This window comes from Thermoflexus sp. (assembly GCF_040289485.1).
In the GTDB taxonomy this organism is placed as follows: Bacteria; Chloroflexota; Anaerolineae; order Thermoflexales; family Thermoflexaceae; genus Thermoflexus.
Genome location: NZ_PSLG01000013.1, coordinates 24,188 through 48,519, shown reverse-complemented (window position 1 = coordinate 48,519; position 24,332 = coordinate 24,188). Strand labels below are relative to the sequence as shown.

Below are 24,332 nucleotides of genomic sequence, written 5' to 3'. Positions count from 1 at the left end.
GAAATGGCTGATAATAAAAATGTCAGCTGTTGTCAACCCCGGCGGCGCAGGAAGGCCGGGATGTCGAGATCGCCCTCGTTGAAACTGCGGTCCACACCCCCCGGGCGGCGGGCCTCCTCCGGGCGCGCGGCCCCGACCTCCGGCCGGGCGGGAGCCGCCGTCTGAGCGGGACGACGCCCGACCACCGGCGGCCGCTCGAACCCGGTGGCGATGACCGTGATCCGAACCCGGTCCTTCATGGCCTCGTCGATCACCGCCCCGAAGATGATGTTGGCCTCAGGGTGGGCCGCCTGACGGATGATCTCCGCCGCCTGGTTGACCTCGTGCAGGGTGAGATCGGGGCCGCCGGTGACGTTGAAGAGGATGCCGCGGGCCCCATCGATGGTCACCTCCAGCAGGCGGCTGGAGATGGCCTGCTGGGCCGCCTCGACCGCCCGGTTCTCCCCGGCCGCCTCCCCGATGGCCATCAGCGCGGCCCCGCCCTCGGCCATGATCGTGCGCACATCGGCGAAGTCCAGGTTGATCAGACCGGGCACCGTGATCAACTCGCTGATCCCCTGGATGCCCTGGCGAAGCACCTCATCGGCCATCCGGAAGGCCTGGAGGAGGGGGACCTTTTTGTCGGTGATCTCCAACAGGCGGTCGTTGGGGATCACGATCAACGTATCGACAGCCTCCCGGAGCCGGGAGATCCCCTCCTCGGCCGCCTTGGCCCGCCGTGGTCCCTCAAAGGAGAAGGGCCGGGTGACCACCCCGATGGTCAGCGCCCCCACCTCCCGGGCGATGCGTGCGATCACCGGGCTGGCCCCGGTTCCTGTCCCGCCTCCCATCCCCGCCGTGATGAAGACCATGTCGGAGCCGCGCAGGGCCTCGTAGATCAGATCGGCCGACTCCTCGGCTGCCTTGTAACCGATCTCCGGATTGCCCCCCGCTCCCAGCCCGCGGGTGATCTTCTCCCCGATGTGGATGCGGCGATCGGCCCGGGAGAGGGAGAGGGCCTGCACATCGGTGTTGACGGCGATGAACTCCACCCCCCGCAGCCCCTCCTCGATCATGCGGTTGACGGCGTTGCTGCCCCCGCCGCCTACCCCGACGACGCGGATCTTGGCCGGCGTCTGTCCCGTCGCGAAGTCGTCCATCGCACACCTCCTCCTGCAGGATTTCATCAACGGACCCCCGTTGGAAGAGGGCCCGGACTCACCCGGGTAGGATCTCCCGTAAGATCGTCCGCACCGCTCGCCACAGGCGGCCGATCCAAGAATCCCCGGGGGTGGGATAGGCCGCGCCCGCGTCCGCCCGCAAGCCCCAGCGGAGCAAGCCCACCGCCGCGGCGAACATCGGCGAGCGCAAGGTATCCGCAAGCCCTCCCAGATCCCACGGCATCCCCAACCGAACGGGCAACCCGGTGATCTCCCGCGCCACCTCCCGGATGCCCGGCAACAACGCCGCCCCCCCGCACAGGACCAGGCCGGCGGGGAGCAGCCGTTCGTAGCCCGAGGTCCGCAGATCTTTCATGACGAGTTGGAAGATCTCCTGGACCCGAGCCTCGATAATCTCCGCCATCTCCCGACGGGAGAAGGTGAGCGGACCGTTCTCCCCGAACCCCTGCACGGCGATGGTCTCATCGGCCGCTATCGTCGAGGCCGTCGCGTGGCCGTATTTGATCTTGATCTCCTCCGCTACGGTGGCCGGGACATGCAGACCGTAGGCCAGATCGTTGGTGATGTGCTGGCCGCCCACGGGGATCACCGCTGTGTGGGCCACGCTGCCCTCCACAAAAACCGCCAGATCCGTCGTCCCCGCCCCGATGTCGACCAGGGCGACCCCCATCTCCCGCTCTCCCTCGGTGATCACCGCCTCCGCCGCGGCCAGGGGGGAGAGCACGAACTCCTCCACCGCCACCTGGGCCGCCTCGATGCAGCGTCGCAAGTTGGTCAGCGGACCCACCTGGGCGGTCACGATGTGAACTTCGGCCTCCAGCCGGAACCCATACATCCCCAGGGGGTCCCGGATCCCCTCCTGTCCGTCCACCACAAAGGTCCGCGGGATCACGTGCAGGATCTCATGGGAATGGGGGATGGCGATGGCGCGGGCGTTCTCCACCGCCCGCTGCACATCGGCCGGCATGATCCCCCGATCCCCCCGCAGGACCGAGGCCGTCCCCTTGCTGTTGACCGAGGCCACGTAGGGGCCGGCGATCCCCACGATGGCCCGGCGGATCTGATATCCGCTGGTCCGCTCGGCCTTCTCCACCGACATGGCAATGGCCTCGGTGGCCTCGGCGATGTTGACCACCACTCCCCGTCGGATCCCCCGGGCCGGCACCACCCCCACCCCCAGGATCCGGAGCACCCCAGCCTCATCGGCCTCGCCGACCAGGGTGCAGATCTTGTGGGTTCCGATATCCATCGCCACCAGGGTCATGGCGTCCTCTCCGGCTTCCGGAAACCGACAGCGGGGGCCTCCGGGACCCGCAGGTCCAAGTCGGTGGGGTGCTGACCCTGGGCGGCCAGGCGCTCGCGCAAGGCCCGCCAGACGGCGGCCCGCGCCTCCATCGAGCCGAACTCCCCCAGATCCACCTGCCAGCCTAGGGGATCCTGGAACGAGAACCCCTTCCCAGGCTCATAACGGAAAACGGTGATCTCCGGGAAGGCGCGGGCCAGGGCCTGCATCCGCCCCCACAGCCCGCGGTCCACCCACTGGCCGGGGGCCAGCGGCGGCAGGCCGTGGACCTCCAGCCGGCGCTCCGCGCCCGTCGGCCCCTCGGCCACAGCCCGACCCTCCGCGTCTAAGAACACCCGCAGATCCCCGCTCACCCATTCCCAGGGCGCCCGCCCCTCCACCACGAAGAGCGTGCAGAAGGCCGGCCACCGGCAGCGCACGGCGACCTCCTGCAACGTCGGGAAACGACGGCGGACAGCGGCGGCCGCCCCCTCCGGGTCCACCCAGAAGATGTGCAGGCCGTGGATGCCGCTGGCCTCCGCCAAGGCCTCCGGGGAGATCTGTTGGGCCCCTGCCACGTCCAGTCGCGTGTAGAAGGCATCGTGCAGCAACAGCGTCGCCCCCGCCGCCAGCCAGACCCCCAGCAGGATCCCTGCCGCGAGCCGGGAGCCTCCAGTGGGCAGGCTCCACGCGGCCACCGCCATGGAGGCCGGGCTCACGGCGAGGAAGGCCCTTCGCCGGCGCCCCCGGGCCCCGCGCCGTCGGAACGAACGGTGGAAAGCCATGTCAACCCCTCGTAGGCGATGGCATCCCGCTGGCGATCCGCATGGCGCTCCAGCGCCAGTTCGATCAAGCGGTCCAGCAGCGCCGAATAGGGGAGGCCGCTGGCCTCCCACAGGCGCGGATACATGCTGACGGCCGTGAAGCCTGGGATGGTGTTGATCTCGTTGATCACCAGTTCGCCCGTCTCCCGGGAGAGCAGGAAGTCCACCCGCGCCATCCCGCAGGCATCGATGGCCCGAAAGGCCTCCAAGGCCAGCGTCCGGATCCGCTCGGACAACGCCTCGTCCAGCGGGGCCGGGATCACCAACTGCGTTCGATCGTCCAGATACTTCGCCGCGTAGTCGTAGAACTCGCCGGCCGGGATGACCTCCCCCGGCACCGAGGCGATGGGGTCCTCGTTCCCCAGCACGCTGACCTCGATCTCGCGGGCGGCTGGTATCGCCCGCTCCACCAGCATCTTGCGCCCATAACGGGCGGCCTCGGCCAGGGCCGCGGGGAGGTCCTCCCGGTCCTTGACTTTCGAGACGCCGACGCTGGAACCCAGATGGGCCGGCTTCACAAAGCACGGGAACCCGATCTCCCGCTCCACGCGGCCCATCACCCCTTCCGGATCCCGCTCCCATTCCCGCCGCAACACCACGATGTAACGAGCCACCGGAAGGCCGTGGGCTCGGAAAACGTCCTTCATCACCGCCTTGTCCATCCCCACCGCTGAGGCCAGCACCCCTGCCCCCACATAAGGGAGGCCGGCCAGTTCGAGCAGCCCTTGGATCGTCCCATCCTCCCCGAACGGCCCATGGAGAACGGGAAAGATCACATCCACCTCCGGGATCCCCTCGGCGTGGACCCCCGGGATGAGTTCGCGGCGCGGGGCCACCGCTGGAAGGCCCGGGGCCGGCTCCGGCTCCACCACCGGCGGGCTTCCCACCAGATCCTCCATCGTCACAAGGCCTCCGGTCAGCGCCTTCATCGGATCGCCCTGCGTGATCCAACGTCCCTCCTTGGTGATCCCGATGGGCACGACTTCGTATTTGCTTTTATCCAGCGCCCGGATCACCGACTGGGCCGAGAGGAGGCTCACCTCGTGCTCCCCCGATTTCCCCCCGAACAGGACACCCACCCGGATCCTCCGCTTCATCTTCCCACTCCCCGATCAACTCGATCTCCGGTTCCAAGAGGACGCCGAATCGCTCGAAGACGCGGCGCTGGACCTCGGCCATCAGCGCGCGCACCTCCGCCGCCGTGCCGTTCCCCTCGTTGATGAAGAAATTCGCATGAAGGGCGGAGACGACGATCCCGCCCCGCCGCAGCCCCTTGAGCCCCGCGGCCTCGATGAGGCGGCCGGCGTGATACCCAGGAGGGTTCCGGAACATCGAGCCCAGGCTGGAGCCCCCGGGCTGGGTGCGCCGACGATAGGCGCTGAAGGCTGCCATCCGCTCCCACAGCCGCTCCGGGTCCGCCGGACGCAGGAGGAAAGAGGCCGCCAGGACCACCGGCCGGGGCGTCGTCGGCCACGTCTTCAACCGGCTGGTCCGGTAACCCAGGGCCAGCCGATCCGCCGGCCAGGTGGCCACCTCCCCCTCCGGCAACAGCAACGTGACGGCCTCCAGGCATCCGGCGATATCCCCGCCGTGGGCGCCGGCGTTCCCCACGACAGCCCCGCCCACGGTCCCCGGGACCCCGATGGCCCACTCCAGGCCGCCCCATCCCCGCTCGGCACACAGCCGGGCCAGGGTGGGCAGAAGCACCCCCGATGCCGCCCAGACCCGCCCGTCCGCCTCGAAACGCAGGGGTCGGGTGCGGTTCAGCACCACCAGCCCCCGCACCCCCCGGTCGGCGATCAGCACGTTGGAGCCACCCCCCAGCACCGTCACCGGGAGGCCGTCGGCCCAGGCCGCCCGGACCACATCCGCCAGGGCCTCGACCTCCTCGACGATCACCAGGCCATCCGCAGGCCCCCCGATGCGGGCCGTGGTGAACCGGGCCAGCGGAACTCCCCGTTGGAGGTCCAGCCCCCATCGGCGGAGGGCGCGGGCCAGCGCCTCGCCCGGAAGCGCAGGGAAGCCCGAAGCGCTCATCCCTGCCCCTCCCGACGGCGCAGCGCTTCCAGCAACCGCTCCCCGATGCGGTAGCCATCCCCCGCCCCCAGCGTCAGGACCACGTCGCCGGGGCGGACCTCCGCCAGCAGCACCGCCACCGCCGTCTCAAAGTCCGGCACATACCGGGCGCCCGGATGCCCCATGCGGGCCAGCAGGTCCTGGCTGGAGACCCCCATGCTATCGATCTCCCGGGCCGCGTAGATAGGGGTGAGCAGCACGCGATCGGCCTCCGCAAGGGCGCGGGCGAAATCCTCCAGGAAGGCCCGCGTCCGGCTATAGGTATGAGGCTGGAAGACCGCCCACAGGCGCCGGCCGGGATAGCGCCCCCGGGCCGCCTGCAACGTCGCCCGGATCTCCCCCGGATGATGGGCGTAATCATCGATGACCAAGACGCCCCCGGCCTCCCCCTTGACCTCGAAGCGCCGCCCCGTCCCCGGGAAGCAGGCCAGGGCCTCCATGGCCGTCGCCCAGGGGATGTCCATGGCTTCCGCCACCGCCAGAGCGGCCAGGGCGTTCAGGCCGTGGTGGTGTCCCGGGAGGGGCAGGCGCAGGGTCCCCACCCGCTGATCCTCGCGATACACCTCGAAGCCATCGACGGCAAGGGGTCGGGCCCACCAGCGGGCCGGCGGCGCCCAACCGTAGCGGACCACCGATCGCCCCATGGCGGCGAGCCGATCGGCCAGGCGTCGCGCCCCGGGATCGGCCTCGCAGAGGATCAGCGTGCCCTCTCGCGGCACCCCTTCGGCGAAGGCCTGGAAAGCCTCGAAGAAGGCCTCCGCGGTGGGGTAGCAGTCGGGATGATCGTGCTCGATGTTCGTCACCACAGCGATGCGCGGCCGCAGGCCCAGGAACATGCGATCGTATTCGTCCGCCTCCACGATGAAGAATGCTCCCTGCCCCGCCCGGGCGTTCCGCTGGAGCCCGCGGATCCATCCGCCCACGATGAAGGTGGGGTCGCGGCCGGCGGCCAGGGCGATCCAGGCGATCATGGCGGTGGTGGTGGTCTTCCCGTGGGTGCCGGCCACGGCGACGCCCATACGGCCCGCCATCAGGGCACCGATCACCGCCTCCCGCTTCACCACCGGAAGCCCCCGCGCCTCCGCGGCGCGGACCTCGGGGTGGTCGGCCGGCACCGCCGATGAACGCACCACAACCTCCACCCCCTCCAGGTGCGCCGGGTCATGGCCGATGTGCACGGGGATCCCGGCCGCCATCAACCCCTCCGCGAACGGTGAAGGGGAGCGATCGCAACCGCTCACCCGATATCCCCCCTCGTGGAGCACCGTCGCCAGGGCGGAGAGCCCCGCGCCGCCGATGCCCATCAGATGGAAGGCCATCCCCGGCCGCAACCGAAGCATCCGGCATCCCTCAAAGATAGAAGATCAACATGGCGAACAGCGCGACGACCACCGCGAAATACAGCAGCGGCGGCCGGATGAGGGCAGGTGGCATCCACGACAGCATGCCGAGCACCGGACCGCTGGGGTCCGGCGGCCAGAGCACCTCCGGGAACGGATAGCCCGCCTGATCGAGGAAGAACAGGATCGAGCCGGCGATCAGCCAGCCGTTGATCGCGCCGGCGGCGAACCCGGCGATGATCTCCACCCCCTTCTCCCGCTTCGCCCGGCCGGCCAACTGGGTGGAAAGGGCCGGCCCGGCGTAGCCGAAAAGGGCCGCCAGCCCAATGATGGCAGTCTCGGCGAAGAAACCGGTGACCGGGTCCTTGACCAGGGCCTCCCACAGGTGCGGGGTGAACTGCTGCAACAGGCTGAACAGGAACATGGCCCCGATGATGGAAGCGCTGACCAGGATCTCCTTCGCCACGCCCCGCAATGCCCCGATGAGGGCGAACAGGAGCACGAAGGCCCAGAACACCACATGTAGCGCGATCATCGCCCCCTCCCCCCCGTCGAAGCCGGTTGGGGGACGGGATCACGACCCGGTGAGCCGCCGGCCAACGCCAGAACCGTAGCAGCCAGCCGGTCCGCCGCCTCGGGCCGGGCCAGCGCGGCCATCCGACGCCGCATCTCTGCCAGGCGACCCGGATCCCCCAACAGGCCCTGCACCGCCTCCCCCAGCCGTTCCTCCACCTCCGCGTCCGGGATCATCACGGCCGCCCCCTGGCGGACGAGGTAGTCGGCGTTCCGCTCCTGATGTCGCCGCACATATGGGTAAGGCACCAGAACGGCCGGGAGACCGAAGACAGGCAGCTCCCCCAGCGTCGAGGCCCCCGCCCGACAGACCGCCAGATCGGCCATGGCCATGGCCTCTCCCATCTCGTCATGCAGATACGCCACCGGGCGATACCGCGCCTGGCGCTCCGGCGGGAGCCTCGCCCGCCACGCCTGGGCCGCCTCCCCATCCAGCGGACCGGTGAGATGCAGGACCTGGGCCCAGGCCGTGAGATCCTCCAGATGCCGGGCCACTGCTTGGTTCAACCGCCGGGCCCCCCGGCTTCCCCCAAACACGAGGAGCACCGGCTCCTCCTCCCGAAAGCCCCAGCGCGCCAGGCCCTGACGGCGGGCCTCCGCGCGCCTGCGGGCGCCCGCCAGCAGGCCCCGGCGCACCGGATAGCCTGTGACCAGCACCGGGCGCCCTCCGAACGCTGCCTGCGCTTCCGGAACGGTCACCGCCACCTGGGCCGCCAGGCGGGCCAAGAGGCGGACCGCCCACCCGGGCTCGAGATCGGGCAGATAGACCAGGATGGGAACCCGATGCAGGGCCGCCGCCAGAGCAGGGGGGATGGCCGCATAGCCCCCTGTGGTAAACAGCGCCTGGGGGCGCATGCGGCGGATCGCCCGCCTCGCCTGCCTCACGCCCCGCGCCAGCCGCATCACCCCCCAGACCCCGCGCCGCAGGCCCATCCCCACCACCCCGCCCGCCTCCACCGGGAGGAACGGGAACCCGAGCGGCGGGATCAGCCGGGCCTCCATACCGTCCGGGGTTCCCACCCAGATCACCTCCAGCGCCGGATCAACGGCCCGCAGCGCTTCCGCGACGGCCAGCGCCGGGTAGATGTGCCCGCCGGTTCCGCCTCCGACGATCCAGATCCGCATCCCCTTGCTCCCTGGCCACGTGGAGCAACAGCCCGACGCCCAGCAGTTCACTGAGCAGGGCGGATCCTCCGTAACTGATGAACGGCAACGGGATCCCGGTGAAGGGGATGACCCCCATCAGCCCCCCCAGGTTGATCAACGCCTGCCAGGCGATCCACTGCACCACCCCCAGGGCCAACAGGCGCCCGAACAGATCCGGAGCCTTCCAGGCCACCCCCATCCCCAGGGCCACCCACCCTGTCAGCAACAGGATCACCCCCACCAGGCCGGCGAAGCCGAAGGTCTCCCCGATCACGGCAAAGGCGCTGTCCGAATGGGGAAGCGGGATCTGGCCACTTAGGGTCCACAGGTTGGCGCCCGGACCCTTCCCGAACGCCCCTCCGGACCGGATGGCTTTCCAGACCGCCCCCAGATGCCCGCCGGGGCCATCCGGATGGCGCAGCGTCTGGAGATAATCGGCGAGGCGGGCCATCCCATGGGGATGGACCCAGACCAGGACGCCGAAGGCCAAGGCCCCGAGGGCCAACCCGAGCATCACCTGGCCGGGCGTAGCCCCGGAGACCCAGAACATGGAGGCGGCGATCAGCACGATCACCAACCCAGTCCCCAGGTCCGGCTGCAGGAAGATCGGGATCACCGTCGCCCCCAACACCATCAGGAACGGCACGAACCCCCGGCCCCACTCCCGCAGCCGGTCTCCCTTCGTCGGCAGCCAGGTGGCCAGATAGAGGATCACGACCGGCTTGACCAGCTCCGAGGGCTGGAAGGAGCCGTTGTAAAAACTGCGGCGGGCGCCCAGGCGCTCTTCCCCGAAGAGCAGCACGGCGAGCAGAGAAAGCACGCCCGCCAGCATCAACGGGATGGAGAGCCGCTGCAGCCAGCGGCGATCCATCCGCCAGAGGGCCGCCAGGCCCAAAAGCCCCAGCGCGGCGGCCGCCGCCTGGCGCCGGACGAAATACGCGGCATCTCCATAGGCCTGGTAAGCCAGATAATAGGTGGCGTTGTAAATGCACACGAGGCCCAGCACGATCAGCAGGGCCAGGAGGAGCAGGAGCCCCCATTCGCCACGGGAGAGGACGAAGCGAGAGGCCAGGGCCTCCCCCGACGGGACCGTTTGGCCATGCCATTTTCTGCGCGCCGGCGTCATGCCAGGGCCTCCACCAGGGCGCGAAAGTGGTTCCCCCGCTCCTCGAAATCGCGATAGGCGTCGTAACTGGTTCCCCCGGGGGAGAGCAGCACCACCTCCCCGGGGCGGGCGAGGCGGGCCGCCAGGGCCACGGCCTCCTCCAGCGTAGACACCCGCTCCACCTGCTCCAGGGCCGCTGGGCCCATCGCGGCCCGGGCAGCCTGGACCGCCTCCACCACCCGGTCGCCCATTTCCCCGAAGGCGATGAGCACCCGCACCCGCCGCGCGATCTCCCGCGCCGTCTCCTCCCACGGCAAGTGCTTGTCCCGCCCGCCGGCCAGAAGCACCAGGGGCTCCTCGAAGGCCTCCAGGGCGGCCCGCACCCGCTCCGGCGTGGTGGCGATGGAGTCGTTGACATAGCGCACCCCTCGGACCTCGCGCACCAGCTCCAGACGATGAGGCACGCCGGAGAAGGAAGTGGCCACCTCCCGGATGGCGCCGAGGTCGGCGCCCAGGCTGCCGGCCACCACCGCCGCCGCCAGCAGATTCCCCAGGTTGTGGCGCCCGCGGAGGCGCACTTCCTCCACCCGACAGATGGGCCAGGCTTCATCGCCCAGCCGCAGGAAGAGCGTGCCCCCGCGCAGGAACGCCCCCCGGGCGACCTCCCGCTCCCGGCTGAAAAAGCGCAACCGCCCCCGCACGGCCGCCGCCAGCCCCCGGGCGTTGGGATCGTCGTATCCCAACACCGCGATGTCCTCGACGTCCTGGAAATCCAGGATGCGCTGCTTGGCCGCGATATACGCCTCCATCGTCCCGTGGCGATCCAGGTGGTTCGGCGTGATGTTCAGCACAGCGGCCACGTGAGGGCTGACGGTCATGATCTCCAACTGGAAACTGGAGAGCTCCAGCACCACCCGGTCCTCCGGGCCGATCTCCTCCACGAACTCGATGAGGGGCTGGCCGATGTTGCCGCCCACCCACGTCCGGAACCCCGCGGCCCGGCACATCTCCCCCGCCAGGGCCGTCGTGGTGGTCTTCCCGGAAGAGCCGGTGATCCCCGCCGTCCACCCCACGCAGCGCTCCAGGAACAACTGCGCGTCGTTGGCCAGCGGGATCCCCCGCCGGATCGCCTCCTGGACGATGGGGATCCCCAGGGGGACCCCTCCGCTCAGACAGAGCAGGTCGCAGCCTTCGAGCAGCGAGAGGGGATGCCCCCCCAGCGCGTAACGGATCGGGAGCCCCTCCAGCGTCTGAAGAAAGCCCTGCAAGCGCTCGGCCGGCTGGAGGTCGCTGACGGTCACCTCGGCCCCCTGCCGGACCAGCCAGCGGGCCAAGGCCGTCCCCTGCCGGGCGAGGCCCAGGATCACCACCCGCCGCCCGGCCAGGGCCCGGCTGGCGGGCCGCGACGGCCTCGAGAGCGACATCCCGGATCCGTCCGCGGACACGGTTCCCCCCTCACAGCAACGCCAAAGCCACGCCGATCATGGCCGACCAGATGGCGACCAGCCAGAACCGCTGCACCACCTGGGTCTCCGACCAGCCCAGCAACTCGAAATGATGATGCAACGGGCTCATGCGGAACAGCCGCCGTCCCCGCGTCCACTTGAAATACAGGACCTGGAGGATGACCGAGAGGGTCTCGGCCACCGGGATGAGGGCGACCACCGGCAGCAACAGCCACTGGCCGGTCATCAACGCCACCACCCCCAGTGTGGCCCCCAGGGCCTGCGAGCCGACATCGCCCATGAACAATTGGGCCGGGTGGGCGTTGAACCAGAGGAAGGCCATGCATGCCCCCACCACGATGAAGGCGAAGGTGGCCAAGTAGATCTGGCCCTGGAGGTAGGCGATCACCCCATAAGCGATGAACGAGGTGGCCGTGATGATGCCGGCCAGGCCGTCCAGTCCGTCGGTGAAGTTGATGGCGTTGGCCGAGCCCACGATGATGAACGTCGCCACCGGCAGGTAGAGGAGGCCGATGTCGATCTTCTGGGGCACCGTGGGGATGGCCACGCTGCGCAGGCCCATCCCGAAATGCAACACCAGGGCCAGGGCAATCCCCAGGGCGATCTGGATAGGGAACTTGTGGCGGGCCAGCAGGCCGCCGCCCCCCCGCGTTCCCATCCAGTCGTCGACGGCCCCCAGGGCCCCGAAGGCCAGCATGGCCGTCACCGGGACCAGGATCGACCGCCCGATCAACTGGTCGCCCGGCCACCCCATCTGCCGCAGGAACATCCGGCCGGCCTCCGTGTTGGCGATCAGGTTGCCAAGGTTGAGGGCCAGGGTCAGGATCACCACCGGCAGGACGATCATCAGGCCGCCCATGGTGGGCGTGCCCATCTTCACCTGATGGGTGCGCGGCCCCTCGATCCGGATCTTCTTTCCGATGCCGTTCGCCCGCAACCAGCGGATGAGGGGCGGCCCCCAGATCACCGCCAGCAAGAACGAAAGCCCGCCCATGAACAGCGCCTGCGCCACGGATCCACCTCGTCGAGAGCCGTCTTGTCCACGCCCCCCTACCCCTCGCACAAGGCGTTGACGATCTCCTCCATCCGCAGACCCCGCGAGCCCTTCACCAGGATGACGTCCCCGGGCTGGATGACCTGGCGCAGGATCTCGATGGCTTCGGCGTTGGAATCGCACATCCACACCCGGTCCGCCGGCATGCCGACGGCCAGCGCCTCCCGGGCGATGATGCGCGCCCGCGGGCCGACGGCGATGAGCAGATCCGCCACCGCCCCGGCCCGCCCGCCCACCAGCCGGTGCCCCTCGACCTCGTAGGCGCCGAGCTCCAGCATGTCTCCCAGCACGGCGATCTTCCGCCCTTCCAGTTCGGCCAGCAGGTTGAGGGCTGCCAGCATCGACGGCGGGCTGGCGTTGTAGGTGTCGTCCAGGATGATCGATCCCCGCAGGCCGGGCACCGCCACCAGGCGCAACTGGGCCCGCGGATCCCGCAGGCCGGCGAAGATCTCTTCCCAGGTCAGCCCCTCCAAGATCCCCACCGCGATGGCCCGCAGGGCGGTGTGCACGCTGTGCCGTCCCAAGAGGGAAACCCGGACCCGGCGGAAGGTCTCGCCCCGATAGTGCAGGTCGAAGCGGATCCCCTCCAGGCCCTCGCTGACGATCTCGTCAGCCCACAGGTCCGCCTCCGGGTCCAGGCCGTAGAAGAAGACTCGGGCGCGGGTCCGGCCGGCCATGGCCCGCACATAGCGGTCATCCCGGTTGAGCACCGCCACGCCGTCCTCCGGCAGCGCCTCCACCAGCTCCGCCTTGGCCTCCGCGATGGCCTCCAGGGAGCCCAGGCGCTCCAGATGGACGGGGCCGACCATGGTCACCACTCCGATCACCGGGCGGGCGATGGCGCAGAGGGCCGCGATCTCCCCTCGGGCATACATCCCCATCTCCAGCACCGCCCGTTGATGTCGCGGCGTGAGACGGAGCACCATGAGGGGAAGGCCGATCTCACTGTTCAGGTTCCCCTCGGTCTTCAGGACCTCGTAGCGCCGGGAGAGCACCGCCCCGACCAATTCTTTGGTGCTGGTCTTGCCCACGCTCCCCGTGATGCCGATCACCCGCACGGGGAAGCGGGCCCGCCACCAAGCCGCCCACCGGTGCAGGGCCTGCAGGGTGTTCGAAACCCGCAGGCCCACCGGAAGGGAGAGGGACGAGGGCCAGGGACCCCCCTCCAGGTCCACCACCGGCACCTCCCCGGCCGCCTCCGCTTCGTGGATCAACGCGGCCATCGCCCCGCGCCGAAAGGCCTCCCCCACATACCGATGGCCGTCCGTCCGTTCGCCCGGCAGGGCGATGAACAGATCGCCCGCCTCGCAAACCCGCGAGTCGATAGCGATGTGCCGGATGGGGATCTCCCAGGGCGGACGCCGGCCCGCGATGGCCTCGGCCAGGTCCGCCAGGGTCATCCCCTGCACCGCTACCCGCACGCCAGCCTCGCCGGCCATCTTCGCCGTCCTCCACCTTACTCCCCCGCCCGGATCCGAAGCAGCGGGAGGATGCGCGCGGCGATGCGGGCGAACACCGGCGCCGCCTCCTCCGAGCCCCACGGGGACCGTTGCGGGCGGTCGATCTTGACCAGGATCAGCACCTGGGGATCCTCCACCGGCCCGAACCCCACGAAGGAGGCGATGGTGCCCTTGGGATCGTAGCCGAAGGGCGTGGGGATCTGGGCGGTGCCGGTTTTGCCGGCCATCCGATAGCCCGGCACCCGTGCCTTCACCGCCTCCCGCTCGATCACCGCCGCCAGCATCTCCCGCAGCGCCCGGGCCGTGGCCGCCGACAGCGCCCGCCGCCGGACCTGGGGCTCCGTCCGCCGGACCCCTTCGGCCGTGCGCACCTCCCGGACCACAAAGGGGCGCATGATCAGGCCGTCGTTGGCCACCGCCGAGACCGCCACCGCCATCTGGAGCGGGGTCACCGAAACCGCCTGCCCGAAGGACTGACGCCCCATATCGGCCTCCCGCCAGTCTGGATCCCCGTAGGCCCGCACCCGCATCACCGCCTCGTCGGGGAGATCCACATCCGTCCGCTCGCCGATCCCAAAGGCGTGCAGCGCCGGGTAGAAACGCTCCGGGCCCAGCATGCGGGCCAGGGCCGCCGCGCCGACGTTCCGGGAATACACCAGCAGCTCCGTCATATCCAGCCAGCCCCGCCCTTGCGGGTAGCGAGCGGCGTCCCAGTTGCAGATCGGCGCCCCGCCGAACTCCACGCATCCCTGGTCCAGATAGCGGCTCTCCGGCCGCACTACCCCGGCTTCCAAAGCGGCGGCCATGGTGAGGATCTTGAAGACCGAGCCCGGCTCGTAAAGATCTTGAACGGCCGGGTTGCGGGCGTCCGGAGGCAACGTCTCCGGATGGTTCGGGTCGAACCCCGGCAGGCTCACCATGGCCAGGATCTCGCCGGTGCGGGGGTTGAGCACCACGGCGTCGCCGCGCGCCGCCCGGCTCTCCTGCAGGCCCCGCGCCAGCTCCTCCGCGACGATGGCCTGCAGGGTGCGATCCAGCGTGAGGACGATGTCCGCGCCGGGCTCCGGCTCCGCCAGGGCCGCCTCGTCCAACGGCAGCGGCCGCCCCTCGGCATCCACCGGCACCCGCACCACCACCGGCCTCCCGGCCAGATCCCGCTCATAGGCCCGCTCCACCCCCACCGCTCCCGACCGCCGCTCCACCCCCTCGGGGTCCGGCCGGAAGACCACGAAGCCGACCACAGGGCCCAGCAGGGCCCCCTCCGGATACATCCGCGCCCAGTAAGGGACCACCCGAACCCCCCGCAGCCCGGCTTCCTGGACCCGCCGCGCGACCCCCCGAGCCACATCCTCCGGCAGATCCCGGGCCACCGGGAACTGCCACCACGTATCCGGCCAGCCGGCGGCGGCCTCCCGAAGGGAGAAGCCGAGGAAGGGAGCCAGGACCTCATCGATCCGATTCAACCACGCCTCCCGACGCCGGGGATCCCCCCCGTAAGCGATGGGGAGATACTCCAGCACCAAACGGTAACGCGGCACATCCATCGCCAGGACAGCCCCGTTCCGGTCCAGGATGGACCCCCGCCGCGGCTCCAGACGGATCTCCCGGGCCTGGACCCCGAACACGACTTCTGGGGCCCAGAACGCCAGGTAGACCAAGCGGGCCAGCGCCAGCCCGAGGACGAGCGCCGGCGCAAAGGCCACCACCCAGAACCGCAACGACTGTTCCTTCATAAATCGATCTGGCCTCCTGCGCTGTGCCCCGGGGGCGCATGTCTCGCCTAAGGGAGCGGCCCCTCCACCGGCCCCGAGACCGGCACAGAGAGCAGGAGGGGACGGACCCCCTCCGCCTCCCCAAACCCCAACGCCCGGGCCCGTTCCCGGAGCCGGGGCAACGCGCTCTCGCGCGCGATGGCCTCCCGGACCGCCAGGTTCTCCCGCTCCAGGGCGGCGCGGGCCTCGCTCAGACGCTGCACCACCTGCCCCTGCTCCACGGCGGCGGTGGAGAGGAACGTGAACAACAGGATCCAGGCGACGCCGAACAGCATGCCCCCCGCTATAGCCAGGGCCAGACGCCGACGCGGGCTCATCCCAACCGCTCCGCGATGCGCAGCCGGGCGCTGCGCGCCCGGGGGTTGACCCGAACCTCTTCCTCGGAGGGCCGGATGGGCTTGCGGGTGATCAGGCGCAGGGTCGCCCGGTGGCCGCAGGTGCACACCGGGACCTGCGGCGGGCACAGGCAATCCCGCGCCTCCCGCTGGAAGAAGGTCTTCACGATGCGATCCTCCAACGAATGGAAAGCGATGACGGCCAGGCGCCCCCCCGGCTTTAACAAGGAGACGGCCTGGGGAAGGGCCTGCTCCAGGGCGCTGAGTTCGTCGTTGACCGCGATGCGCAACGCCAGGAACGTGCGCGTGGCCGGGTGGAGATCATCCCGCCCCCAGCCCACCGTCCGGGCGATCAGCGCCGCCAGTTCCGTGGTGGTCCGGATGGGCCGGTGGCGCACGATGGCCCGCGCGATCCTCCGGGCGTAGCGCTCCTCGCCGTAACGGCGGATCAACGCGGCCAGTTCCTTCTCCGGCCACCGGTTCACGATCTCCGAGGCTGGGATGCCCTGCCCGGGGTCGTAACGCATGTCCAGGGGCCCTTCGATCTGGAAACTGAAGCCCCGGTGAGGATCGGACAACTGCCACGAGGACAGGCCCAGATCGAACAGGATCCCATCCACCTCCAGAAAGTCATAGCGCACGGCCAGCCGCCGCAACTCGGCGTAGGAGCCCTGGGCCAAGACGACCCGCTCGCCGAAGGGCCGCAGCCGCTCCCGGGCGCGCTCCAGCACCTCGGGATCCCGGTCGATGCCCAGTAGCCGGCCATCGGGAGCCGATCGCTCCAGGATGGCCGCCGCATGGCCTCCGCCTCCCACCGTGGCATCGATGTAGCGGCCGCCCGGTTGGACCTTCAGGCCGTCCAAGACCTCGCGCAACAAGACCGGGATGTGCATGGGGCAGCCTCGGACGACCGGATTCGGGATCGGCCTCAGATCTGCAGGCCGGCCCAGTGTTCCGGAGGGATCCGGCCGTTCTGAAAACGCTCCAGGATCTCCTCCCAGGCGGAGGGAGACCAGATCTCCAGATGGGTGTGCACCCCCACGATCACCGCCTGCGCCTCCAGGCCGGCATACGCCCGCAAGGACGCCGGGATCAGAATGCGGCCCTGCTCGTCGGGCACCACATCGAAGGCCCCCCCGAAGAAGAAGCGCCGCCACTCCCGGGCCTCCGGTACGGTCAACGGCAGCGCGCTGATCCGCTCGGCCACCCGCCGCCACTCCGACCAGGTGAACAGGTACAGACAGGGCTCCAGGCCACGGGTGAGGACCGCCCCGGAGGCAAAGAAAGGACGATAACGGGCGGGGAGGAACAACCGCCCCTTGGCGTCGATCCCATGCCGGTATTCCCCCAGGAACATCGGAACATCCTCCAGGGGCACCGTCGGCGTCCCCCGGGCCCTCCTGCGCGTCCTCGGCTCCACCACTCTCCCCCACTTTGCCCCACTCTACGCCTCCATTATAGGAATTCGCTCCCCCTGCACAAGGGATTTGGGAAATCTTAACGCAGTCCCTTGGATGATCTTGGGAAAAAGGGGTCGCCGGGAGGCATGGGGCGTTTGTCGGCCTTTGGGAAGGCCTCTACAATAAAGAGCTGGCCGGCGCGCTGTCGACCCTTCTAGGGCAGGAGGCCCGCGATGCTCGCCGTCTATCTCAACCGGGGGCTGGAGATCCGACCGGACTATCCGGATCCCACGCCGCCCCCCGGCGAGGCCCGCGTCCGGGTGCGGCTGGCGGGGATCTGCAACACCGACCTGGAACTGATGCGCGGCTACCTGGATTTCCGGGGCGTGCCCGGCCACGAGTTCGTCGGCGTGGTGGCGGAGGCCCCCGGTCACCCCGAGTGGGTCGGCAAGCGCGTGGTCGGGGAGATCAACGCCGCCTGCGGGACCTGCCCCACCTGCCGGGCGGGCCGGCCCACCCACTGCCCGAACCGCACCACCTTGGGCATCTCCGGCCGCGACGGGGCCTTCGCGGAGTTCCTGCTCCTGCCCCTGGTCAACCTCCACGAGGTGCCCCCCGAGATCCCCGACGAGGCCGCCGTTTTCGTCGAGCCCTTGGCCGCCGCCCTCGAGATCCTGCAGCAGGTCCACATCCATCCCACCGACCGGGTGGTGGTGCTGGGGGACGGCAAACTGGGCCTGCTGATCGCCCAGGTCCTCCAGCTAACCGGCTGCGACCTGCTGGTGGTGGGGCGGAACCGCAACAAATTGGCGATCCTGGCCCGCCGGGGGATCCCAGTGGCCACCGTGGAGGAGGCGGGGAACCCCTCCGCCGACGTGGTGGTGGAATGCACTGGGTCACCGGAGGGCTTCGCCCTCGCCCGCCGCTGGGTCCGCCCCCGCGGCACCCTCGTCCTGAAGAGCACCTATCACGGCACCCTCGAGGTCAACATGACCATGATCGCCGTGGATGAGGTCACCGTGGTCGGTTCGCGCTGCGGGCCCTTCGAGCCGGCGCTGCGCCTGCTCCGGCAGGGCCTGGTGGAGGTCCTGCCCCTGATCCACGCCCGCTACCCGCTGCGCCAGGCCGACCGCGCCTTCGAACACGCCGCCCGCAAGGGCGTCCTCAAGGTGCTGCTGGAGATCGCCCCGTGACCCCGCCGACGATGTGGGAAGCGGTCCGGAGCGGGGAGATCGTCTTCTACCGCTTTCGCCCGCCGCCCTGGGCGGCCATCCCCCACGGGTTCCTCACCCGGCGGGGCGGGGTCAGCCTCCCGCCCTTCGCCTCCCTCAACCTGAGCCGGTCCGTCGGCGACCGGCCCGAGGCGGTGGAGGAGAACATGCGGCGGGCCCTTGCTGCCGCCGGCCTCCGCCCCGAGGAGACGGTCACCGCATGGCTGGTCCATGGGAACACCGTCGCCGTGGTCGGGTGGGACGACGGCGGCCGCGCCCTGCCCGGGGTCGACGGCCTGGTCACCGCCGCCCGGGGCCTGGCCTTGTGGCTGCGCTTCGCGGATTGCCTCCCCATCCTCCTGGCGGACCCCGACCTCCCCGCCGTCGGCCTGCTGCACGTGGGCTGGCGGGGGCTGGCGGCGGGGATCCTGGAAGCCGCCCTGGCGATCTTCGAAAGCCGCCTCGGCCGGGCCCCTTCCCGCCTCCACGCGGCCATCGGACCGGGGATCGGCGGCTGCTGCTACGCCATCCGATCGGACGTCATCGAGGCCCTGCGCCCCCGCCTGGGGAAGGATCTCCCCCTTCACCGACGCGATGGGGCGTGGCACCTGGATCTTCCCGAAGCGGCGCGGCGGCATCTGCATCGCCTGGGCGTTCCCTCCGTGACCGTCGCCCCCGTGTGCACGGCGTGCCATGTCGAGGACTGGTTCTCCCACCGCGCCGAAAACGGAAGGACGGGACGCTTTGGGGTCTGGATCCGAAACCCCTGAGGGGATCGCCGTCCCGGCCCCCCTCCGGCGCCGCCGGCGGTTCCGGCCCGGGACCGCGGAGAGCCCGTTCCACCGGTTTCTGGTCTTCATGGACCGTCTGGATCGGCTGCCATGGGCGGTGGTCGGCCTGTGGCTGGCCGCCCTGATGGCGTGGGTGGGGTTGTTGTGGGGAGAGTCCAGCGGCTCGCTGGCCTTCGGCGCAGCGGCGGCGGTGCTGTTCGGAACCTTCGCCGTCGGCGACCTGGTAGTGCTCTGGATGTTGCCGCGCTGGGGGTATTCCTTCGGCCCGCCTCGCCCCCCCTTCTTCGCCTTCTCCCTGTTCCGCCTCTTCCTTGCCGTGACCCCCCTCGCCCTTCGGCCCTTCTCATGGGCGGTGGGCCTCAGCCTGGTCGGGCAACTGGCCTTCACCGGGAACCTCCTCAACGCCCTGATCCGGGAGCCTTTCCGCCTCACCCTGACGGAACTGGTCATCCCCTCGCCGAAACTCCGAGGACTGCCTCCCCTGCGCATCCTCCATCTGACCGACCTCCACCTGGAGCGCCTCACCCGACGGGAGCAGGAGGTGCTGCGCTGGGTCCAGGACCTGGACCCCGACATGATCGTCTTCACCGGAGACCTCCTCAACCTGAGTTATGTACACGATCCGTTGGCCCAGGCCCAGTGCAGCCGCTTCCTGGAGGCCCTCCAGGCCCCCCTGGGAGTCTACCTGGTCACCGGCACCCCCCTGGTGGATCCTCCGGAGTTGGTGCGCCGCCTCCTTTACGGCTTCTCTCACATCACATGGCTGGAGGATCAAGTGGCCCACTTCGGCCAATGGGGCCAGCAGGCTCCCCGGATGTGCCTCATCGGAGTGACCTGCACCCACGACCCGGAGCGGGATGGGCAGCGGCTCCAGGCGCTGATGCGGGAGGTCCCCCCGAACGCCTTCACCGTCCTGCTCTACCACTCGCCGGATCTCTTCCCGGAGGCCAGCGCCCTGGGGATCGATTTGTATCTGTGCGGCCACACCCACGGCGGGCAGATCCGCCTGCCCTTCATCGGGGCCCTGGTGACCGCTTCGATTTACGGCAAGCGCTACGAGATGGGGCGGTATCGGCGGGGCGGGACCACGATGTATGTCAGCCGGGGCCTTGGGATGGAGGGCCTGGGGATGCCCCGCATGCGGCTGATGTGTCCGCCGGAGATCGTGCTCATCCATCTGCAGGGCGACGATGCCTCGGAGTGACCGGATGCGGCGCCTGGAGACCGCCTTATCTGTGTTCCTGGCCCTGGCCGTGGTGCTCACCGGATGCGGGATCTGCCTGATCGGGACGCTGGCCGCCCGCGGCGACCTCTCCTGGTCCGTGGGCGGGACGTCCTTCCGCCTATGGCTGATCCGGGAGCGGGAGGGGGCCGGGCTGGCCCTCTCGGAGACCGTCCCCTTCCAGAGCCCAGAGGGGCTCCGCTGCCAGCGGACCCGGGTCTGGTTTTGGCTCTGGTTCCCTCGCTGGAGCCTTCAGCAAATCCATTATGAAGACTGCCCCTCAGGGGTAAGGCCCGCTTTCCGGCCGGCCGACGGATCGTGCTATGCTAAAGAACAAGGGAGGCACGTCACCGGGAGGGAGGACCGTGTATAACGAGCGCCGGTGGATGCTGCTGGGAGGCGCCCTGGGTGCCCTCTTCGGAACCCTGGCGGCCTATCTGTATCTGAAGGCCCGGCAGGAACGCGGGGGCAGCGGACGACCCTCCCCGGCCGCCCTGGTTCAGAGCGCGGTCACCCTGGTGACCCTGTTGCGGCAGATCGTGGATCTGGCGGAGGGCAAAAGCCGTCGATAAGTCCTTCGCCGTCCGGGTGTGGGAGCCCCAACTGTCCGTCAACCGCATCGGGGGGTGCAGCGCCTTTACGAGACCGAGCGCATCGTGGACGATCTGCGCAGCATCCTGGTGAGCCAACTGGCCGAGACCCTCGGGAACTTCAACCGGCCGGTGGTGGACCTGGCCAGCTTCTTCGAGGAACTCGGCGCCACCCTGCGGGCCAAAGCCCAGAGGCGTTCATGAAGGCTGAGGGCCGCCCCTGGTTGGAGGGACAACGGAACCCCATGGGACGCTTCGAGTTGGTCGCGCCCTTCGAGCCAACCGGCGATCAGCCCCAGGCCATCGAGAAACTGGTCGAGGGCCTGCGCAAAGGCTATCGCTACCAAACCCTGCTGGGGGCCACGGGCACCGGCAAGACGTTCACCATCGCCCACGTCATCGCCCGCGTCCAGCGGCCCACCCTGGTCATCAGCCACAACAAGACCCTGGCCGCCCAGCTCTACGCGGAGTTCCGCGAGTTCTTCCCCCACAACGCCGTGGAATACTTCGTCAGTTACTACGACTATTACCAGCCCGAGGCCTACATCCCCCAGACCGACACGTATATCGAAAAGGAAACCAGCATCAACGAGGAGATCGAGCGGCTCCGGCTGGCGGCCACCCAGGCCCTCTTCACCCGGCGCGATGTGATCATCGTGGCCTCCGTCTCCTGCATCTACGGCATCGGCAACCCCCACGACTGGGGCCAGGTGGTTATCCGGCTGCACCGCGGCCAGGTCCGACGCCGCGACAACCTGCTCCGCCATCTGGTGGACATCCAATACGCCCGCAACGACGTCGACTTCCGGCGGGGCACCTTCCGGGTGCGGGGCGACACAGTGGACGTCTTCCCCGCCTATCAGGACACGGCACTGCGGATCGAGTTCTGGGGCGATGAGATCGAGCGCCTGGTGGAGTTCGACCCCCTCACCGGCGAGGTGCTGCGGCTGCACGAGGCCGTGGAGATCTACCCGGCCAAGCACTTCGTTACCCCCGAGGAGAAACTGCGCCGGGCCATCGCGGCCATCGAGCAGGAACTCCACGAGCGCCTGGAGGAACTGCGGGCCCAGGGGAAGCATCTGGAGGCCGAGCGGCTCCGCCAGCGCACCCTCTACGACCTGGAGATGCTGCGGGAGGTCGGCTACTGCCACGGCATCGAGAACTACTCCCGCCACCTGGACGGACGGGCGCCCGGCGAGCCCCCATGGACCCTGCTGGATTACTTCCCCGACGACTTCCTGGTGGTCATCGATGAGTCCCACATGACCATCCCCCAATTGCGGGGGATGTATCACGGGGACCGCTCCCGGAAGGAGACCCTGGTGGAATACGGGTTCCGGCTCCCTTCGGCCCTGGACAACCGCCCGCTGACTTTCGAGGAGTTCGAGCAACGGGTCCGCCAGGTCATCTTCATGTCGGCCACGCCCGGCCCCTACGAGCTGGAGAAGTCCGAGCAGGTGGTGGAACAACTCATCCGGCCCACCGGCATCCTGGATCCCGTCGTCGAGGTCCGGCCGACCAAGGGCCAGATCGAGGACCTCATCGGGGAGATCCGCCGCCGCGTCGCCCGGGGGGAGCGGGCCCTGGTCACCACCCTCACCAAGCGCATGGCGGAGGAGCTGGCCGATTACCTCAACGAGATGGGGATCCGCACCCACTACCTCCACGCCGACGTAGAGACCCTGGAGCGGGTGGAGATCCTGCGGGATCTGCGCCTGGGGGTCTACGACGTCGTGGTGGGGATCAACCTGCTTCGGGAGGGGCTGGACCTCCCCGAGGTCTCGCTGGTGGCTGTCCTGGACGCCGACAAGGAGGGTTTCCTGCGCAGCGAGACGGCCCTGATCCAGACCATCGGGCGGGCCGCCCGCCACGTCAACGGCACCGCCATCCTCTACGCGGACACCATCACCGAAGCCATGCGTCGCGCCATCGAGGAGACCCAGCGACGGCGGGCCATCCAGGAGGCATACAACCGGGCCCATGGGATCGAGCCGCGTTCCATCGTGAAGGCAGTGCGCGACCTCACCGACCGGGTCCGGGAGATGGCCGCCCAGGAGGCCGGGGCCCCGGCGCGGCCGACGCCGATGCCCCGGGACGAACTGCAACGCTTGATCCGGGCGCTGGAGAAAGAGATGAAGCGGGCCGCCCAGGCCTTGGAGTTCGAGAAGGCAGCAGCCATCCGGGACCAGATCTTCGAGTTGCGCGAGCAGTTGCGGATGATCGAACTGGCGGAGACGCCGCCGGAGGCCCGCCCCCGCAAATGGGTGGCCCTCGATATCGAGGAAGATGAGAAAGAAGCTCCGGCAGGGGTGCCCTCCACCCCACCGACGGCACCGTCCGGCCGCCGCCGCGGGCGCCCGCGCGCCCCGTAGCGGACGTCCGATATCGTCCCTCCAAACCCAGGCGCTGCACCCATGGCCATGTCCGCGCCCCGACGCGTGATGGTGATCTACAACCCGGCGGCCGGCCCCCGGGACGTCCTGCGGGACCTGGAGGCCATCCTCCAGCGCTGGAAAGGCCTGGGGTGGTCGGTCCTCCTCCGGCGCACGGAGCATCCGGGGATGGCCACCGACCTGGCCCGGGAGGCAGCCCTGGAGGGATTCGACTGGGTGGTGGCCGCTGGGGGGGACGGGACGGTGAACGAGGTGGCCAATGGGATCGTCGGGATGCCGACGGCCCTGGGGGTGCTGCCGACGGGCACGGGGAACGTGTGGGCCAAGCAACTGGGCCTGCCCACCCCTGCCCTGACCCATCCCTACGGCCTCCTGAGCGCGGCCCGGCTGCTGGAGACCGCTGCCCCGCGGGCCATCGATGTGGGACGGGCCGACGGCCGCTATTTCCTGCTGTGGGCGGGCATCGGCCTGGACGCCCAGGTGGCCCAGCACATGGAGCCCCGCGACCGGAACACCAAGCGGTTGGGGGCCCTGGCCTACCTGATCGCCGCCGCGATGATCGCTCGGGACTTCCCCGCCATGCGGGCGACGGTGATCGTGGACGGCCGGCGTCGGATGCGCGGCCGCACCCTAGTCGTGCTGGTCACCAACGCCCAACTTTACGGCGGGCTGGTCCGCATCGCCCCCCAGGCCGTGTTGGACGACGGCCAACTGGACATCTGCGTGTTCCGGGGGATGGGCCTGCCGTGGGCCATCCGGCATTTCATCAACGCCTTCGGCGGCAGACACCTCCAGGACCCGGCGGTGAAGTTCTTCCGGGGTCGGCGGGTGATCGTCGAGACCCATCCTGTCGTCCCCGTCCAGGTGGACGGCGAGCCCATCGGCCAGACCCCGATGGTCTTTGAGGTGGTGCCCCGCGCCCTCCGGATCCTGGTCCCGCCGACCGCCCCCGCCGCCCTCTTCGCCGCCCCGTGATGACCCCACCGGGCCGGAGCGGGCGAACCTTTCGATGCCTGGCTTACCGGGCGCTCCCGCTCCCCCCGGCTTGGAAGATCCCTAACAAGCCCCTGGCCAAGACCTCCACCTGGGCGATTGGACCTCCGCTGGGGATCGCGCTATGCTTCCTCTTCAG

24 protein-coding genes are annotated in these 24,332 nt (G+C 69.9%); 8 read left to right on the top strand and 16 right to left on the bottom strand.

What is annotated here, in order from left to right; genetic code table 11:
- Positions 1–32: 32 nt before the first annotated feature.
- From ftsZ to mraZ, 16 genes are read right to left on the bottom strand one after another with little or no spacing between them, the layout of a single operon-like run.
- Positions 33–1,139: a cell division protein FtsZ gene (gene ftsZ / locus C4313_RS04010; RefSeq protein ID WP_352428585.1), complete on the bottom strand. Its 1,107-nt coding sequence runs from the start codon at positions 1,137–1,139 to the stop codon at positions 33–35.
- A 58-nt stretch (positions 1,140–1,197) separates the two neighbouring features.
- The gene (gene ftsA / locus C4313_RS04005) at positions 1,198–2,424 is read right to left on the bottom strand and encodes a cell division protein FtsA (protein ID WP_352428584.1); all 1,227 of its coding nucleotides are present in this window, start codon (positions 2,422–2,424) and stop codon (positions 1,198–1,200) included.
- Positions 2,421–3,146, bottom strand: coding sequence for a cell division protein FtsQ/DivIB (locus C4313_RS04000; protein ID WP_352428583.1), 726 nt, complete (start codon positions 3,144–3,146; stop codon positions 2,421–2,423). The genes ftsA and C4313_RS04000 overlap by 4 nt, the downstream gene beginning before the upstream one ends.
- Positions 3,147–3,157: 11 nt before the next feature.
- Positions 3,158–4,345 (bottom strand): D-alanine--D-alanine ligase family protein, encoded by a 1,188-nt coding sequence (locus C4313_RS03995; RefSeq protein WP_352428582.1) that lies wholly within the window; start codon positions 4,343–4,345, stop codon positions 3,158–3,160.
- Positions 4,263–5,303 (bottom strand): UDP-N-acetylmuramate dehydrogenase, encoded by a 1,041-nt coding sequence (gene murB, locus C4313_RS03990; protein ID WP_352428581.1) that lies wholly within the window; start codon positions 5,301–5,303, stop codon positions 4,263–4,265. Before murB ends, C4313_RS03995 begins: the two co-directional genes overlap by 83 nt.
- The gene (gene murC / locus C4313_RS03985; protein WP_352428580.1) at positions 5,300–6,682 is read right to left on the bottom strand and encodes a UDP-N-acetylmuramate--L-alanine ligase; all 1,383 of its coding nucleotides are present in this window, start codon (positions 6,680–6,682) and stop codon (positions 5,300–5,302) included. Before murC ends, murB begins: the two co-directional genes overlap by 4 nt.
- 10 nt (positions 6,683–6,692) lie before the next feature.
- On the bottom strand, positions 6,693–7,217 hold the full coding sequence (locus C4313_RS03980; protein WP_352428579.1) for a CvpA family protein: 525 nt from the start codon (positions 7,215–7,217) through the stop codon (positions 6,693–6,695).
- Positions 7,214–8,380, bottom strand: a complete 1,167-nt coding sequence (murG, locus tag C4313_RS03975; protein WP_352428578.1) for an undecaprenyldiphospho-muramoylpentapeptide beta-N-acetylglucosaminyltransferase — start codon at positions 8,378–8,380, stop codon at positions 7,214–7,216. Before murG ends, C4313_RS03980 begins: the two co-directional genes overlap by 4 nt.
- Positions 8,298–9,527 carry an FtsW/RodA/SpoVE family cell cycle protein gene (locus C4313_RS03970; protein ID WP_352428577.1) on the bottom strand — a complete coding sequence of 410 codons (1,230 nt, stop codon included), beginning with the start codon at positions 9,525–9,527 and terminating at the stop codon, positions 8,298–8,300. Before C4313_RS03970 ends, murG begins: the two co-directional genes overlap by 83 nt.
- Positions 9,524–10,930 carry a UDP-N-acetylmuramoyl-L-alanine--D-glutamate ligase gene (murD, locus tag C4313_RS03965; RefSeq protein WP_352428576.1) on the bottom strand — a complete coding sequence of 469 codons (1,407 nt, stop codon included), beginning with the start codon at positions 10,928–10,930 and terminating at the stop codon, positions 9,524–9,526. The genes C4313_RS03970 and murD overlap by 4 nt, the downstream gene beginning before the upstream one ends.
- Before the next feature lie 31 nt (positions 10,931–10,961).
- Positions 10,962–11,984, bottom strand: a complete 1,023-nt coding sequence (gene mraY, locus C4313_RS03960; protein WP_352428575.1) for a phospho-N-acetylmuramoyl-pentapeptide-transferase — start codon at positions 11,982–11,984, stop codon at positions 10,962–10,964.
- A 38-nt stretch (positions 11,985–12,022) separates the two neighbouring features.
- Positions 12,023–13,465: a UDP-N-acetylmuramoyl-tripeptide--D-alanyl-D-alanine ligase gene (locus C4313_RS03955; protein WP_352428574.1), complete on the bottom strand. Its 1,443-nt coding sequence runs from the start codon at positions 13,463–13,465 to the stop codon at positions 12,023–12,025.
- Positions 13,466–13,482: 17 nt separating this feature from the next.
- Positions 13,483–15,219, bottom strand: a complete 1,737-nt coding sequence (locus tag C4313_RS03950) for a peptidoglycan D,D-transpeptidase FtsI family protein (protein WP_352428573.1) — start codon at positions 15,217–15,219, stop codon at positions 13,483–13,485.
- A 47-nt stretch (positions 15,220–15,266) separates the two neighbouring features.
- Positions 15,267–15,575 carry a YveK family protein gene (locus C4313_RS03945; protein ID WP_352428572.1) on the bottom strand — a complete coding sequence of 103 codons (309 nt, stop codon included), beginning with the start codon at positions 15,573–15,575 and terminating at the stop codon, positions 15,267–15,269.
- Positions 15,572–16,486, bottom strand: coding sequence for a 16S rRNA (cytosine(1402)-N(4))-methyltransferase RsmH (gene rsmH, locus C4313_RS03940; RefSeq protein WP_352428571.1), 915 nt, complete (start codon positions 16,484–16,486; stop codon positions 15,572–15,574). Before rsmH ends, C4313_RS03945 begins: the two co-directional genes overlap by 4 nt.
- A 35-nt stretch (positions 16,487–16,521) precedes the next feature.
- Positions 16,522–16,950 carry a division/cell wall cluster transcriptional repressor MraZ gene (gene mraZ / locus C4313_RS03935; RefSeq protein ID WP_352428570.1) on the bottom strand — a complete coding sequence of 143 codons (429 nt, stop codon included), beginning with the start codon at positions 16,948–16,950 and terminating at the stop codon, positions 16,522–16,524.
- A gap of 276 nt (positions 16,951–17,226) precedes the next feature.
- On the opposite strand from mraZ, the gene C4313_RS03930 reads away from it, so the two are divergent.
- From C4313_RS03930 to C4313_RS03895, 8 genes are read left to right on the top strand one after another with little or no spacing between them, the layout of a single operon-like run.
- Positions 17,227–18,186 (top strand): MDR/zinc-dependent alcohol dehydrogenase-like family protein, encoded by a 960-nt coding sequence (locus tag C4313_RS03930; protein WP_352428569.1) that lies wholly within the window; start codon positions 17,227–17,229, stop codon positions 18,184–18,186.
- Positions 18,183–18,974 carry a peptidoglycan editing factor PgeF gene (gene pgeF / locus C4313_RS03925; protein ID WP_352428568.1) on the top strand — a complete coding sequence of 264 codons (792 nt, stop codon included), beginning with the start codon at positions 18,183–18,185 and terminating at the stop codon, positions 18,972–18,974. Before C4313_RS03930 ends, pgeF begins: the two co-directional genes overlap by 4 nt.
- The gene (locus C4313_RS03920; RefSeq protein WP_352428567.1) at positions 18,949–20,199 is read left to right on the top strand and encodes a metallophosphoesterase; all 1,251 of its coding nucleotides are present in this window, start codon (positions 18,949–18,951) and stop codon (positions 20,197–20,199) included. The genes pgeF and C4313_RS03920 overlap by 26 nt, the downstream gene beginning before the upstream one ends.
- Before the next feature lie 4 nt (positions 20,200–20,203).
- Positions 20,204–20,590 carry a hypothetical protein gene (locus C4313_RS03915; RefSeq protein ID WP_352428566.1) on the top strand — a complete coding sequence of 129 codons (387 nt, stop codon included), beginning with the start codon at positions 20,204–20,206 and terminating at the stop codon, positions 20,588–20,590.
- The gene (locus C4313_RS03910) at positions 20,583–20,789 is read left to right on the top strand and encodes a hypothetical protein (protein ID WP_352428565.1); all 207 of its coding nucleotides are present in this window, start codon (positions 20,583–20,585) and stop codon (positions 20,787–20,789) included. Before C4313_RS03915 ends, C4313_RS03910 begins: the two co-directional genes overlap by 8 nt.
- Positions 20,790–20,843: 54 nt before the next feature.
- The gene (locus C4313_RS03905; RefSeq protein WP_352428564.1) at positions 20,844–21,011 is read left to right on the top strand and encodes an SPFH domain-containing protein; all 168 of its coding nucleotides are present in this window, start codon (positions 20,844–20,846) and stop codon (positions 21,009–21,011) included.
- A 41-nt stretch (positions 21,012–21,052) separates the two neighbouring features.
- On the top strand, positions 21,053–23,179 hold the full coding sequence (gene uvrB, locus C4313_RS03900; RefSeq protein WP_352428563.1) for an excinuclease ABC subunit UvrB: 2,127 nt from the start codon (positions 21,053–21,055) through the stop codon (positions 23,177–23,179).
- 42 nt (positions 23,180–23,221) lie between these two features.
- The gene (locus C4313_RS03895) at positions 23,222–24,175 is read left to right on the top strand and encodes a diacylglycerol/lipid kinase family protein (protein WP_352428562.1); all 954 of its coding nucleotides are present in this window, start codon (positions 23,222–23,224) and stop codon (positions 24,173–24,175) included.
- Positions 24,176–24,332 lie beyond the last annotated feature (157 nt).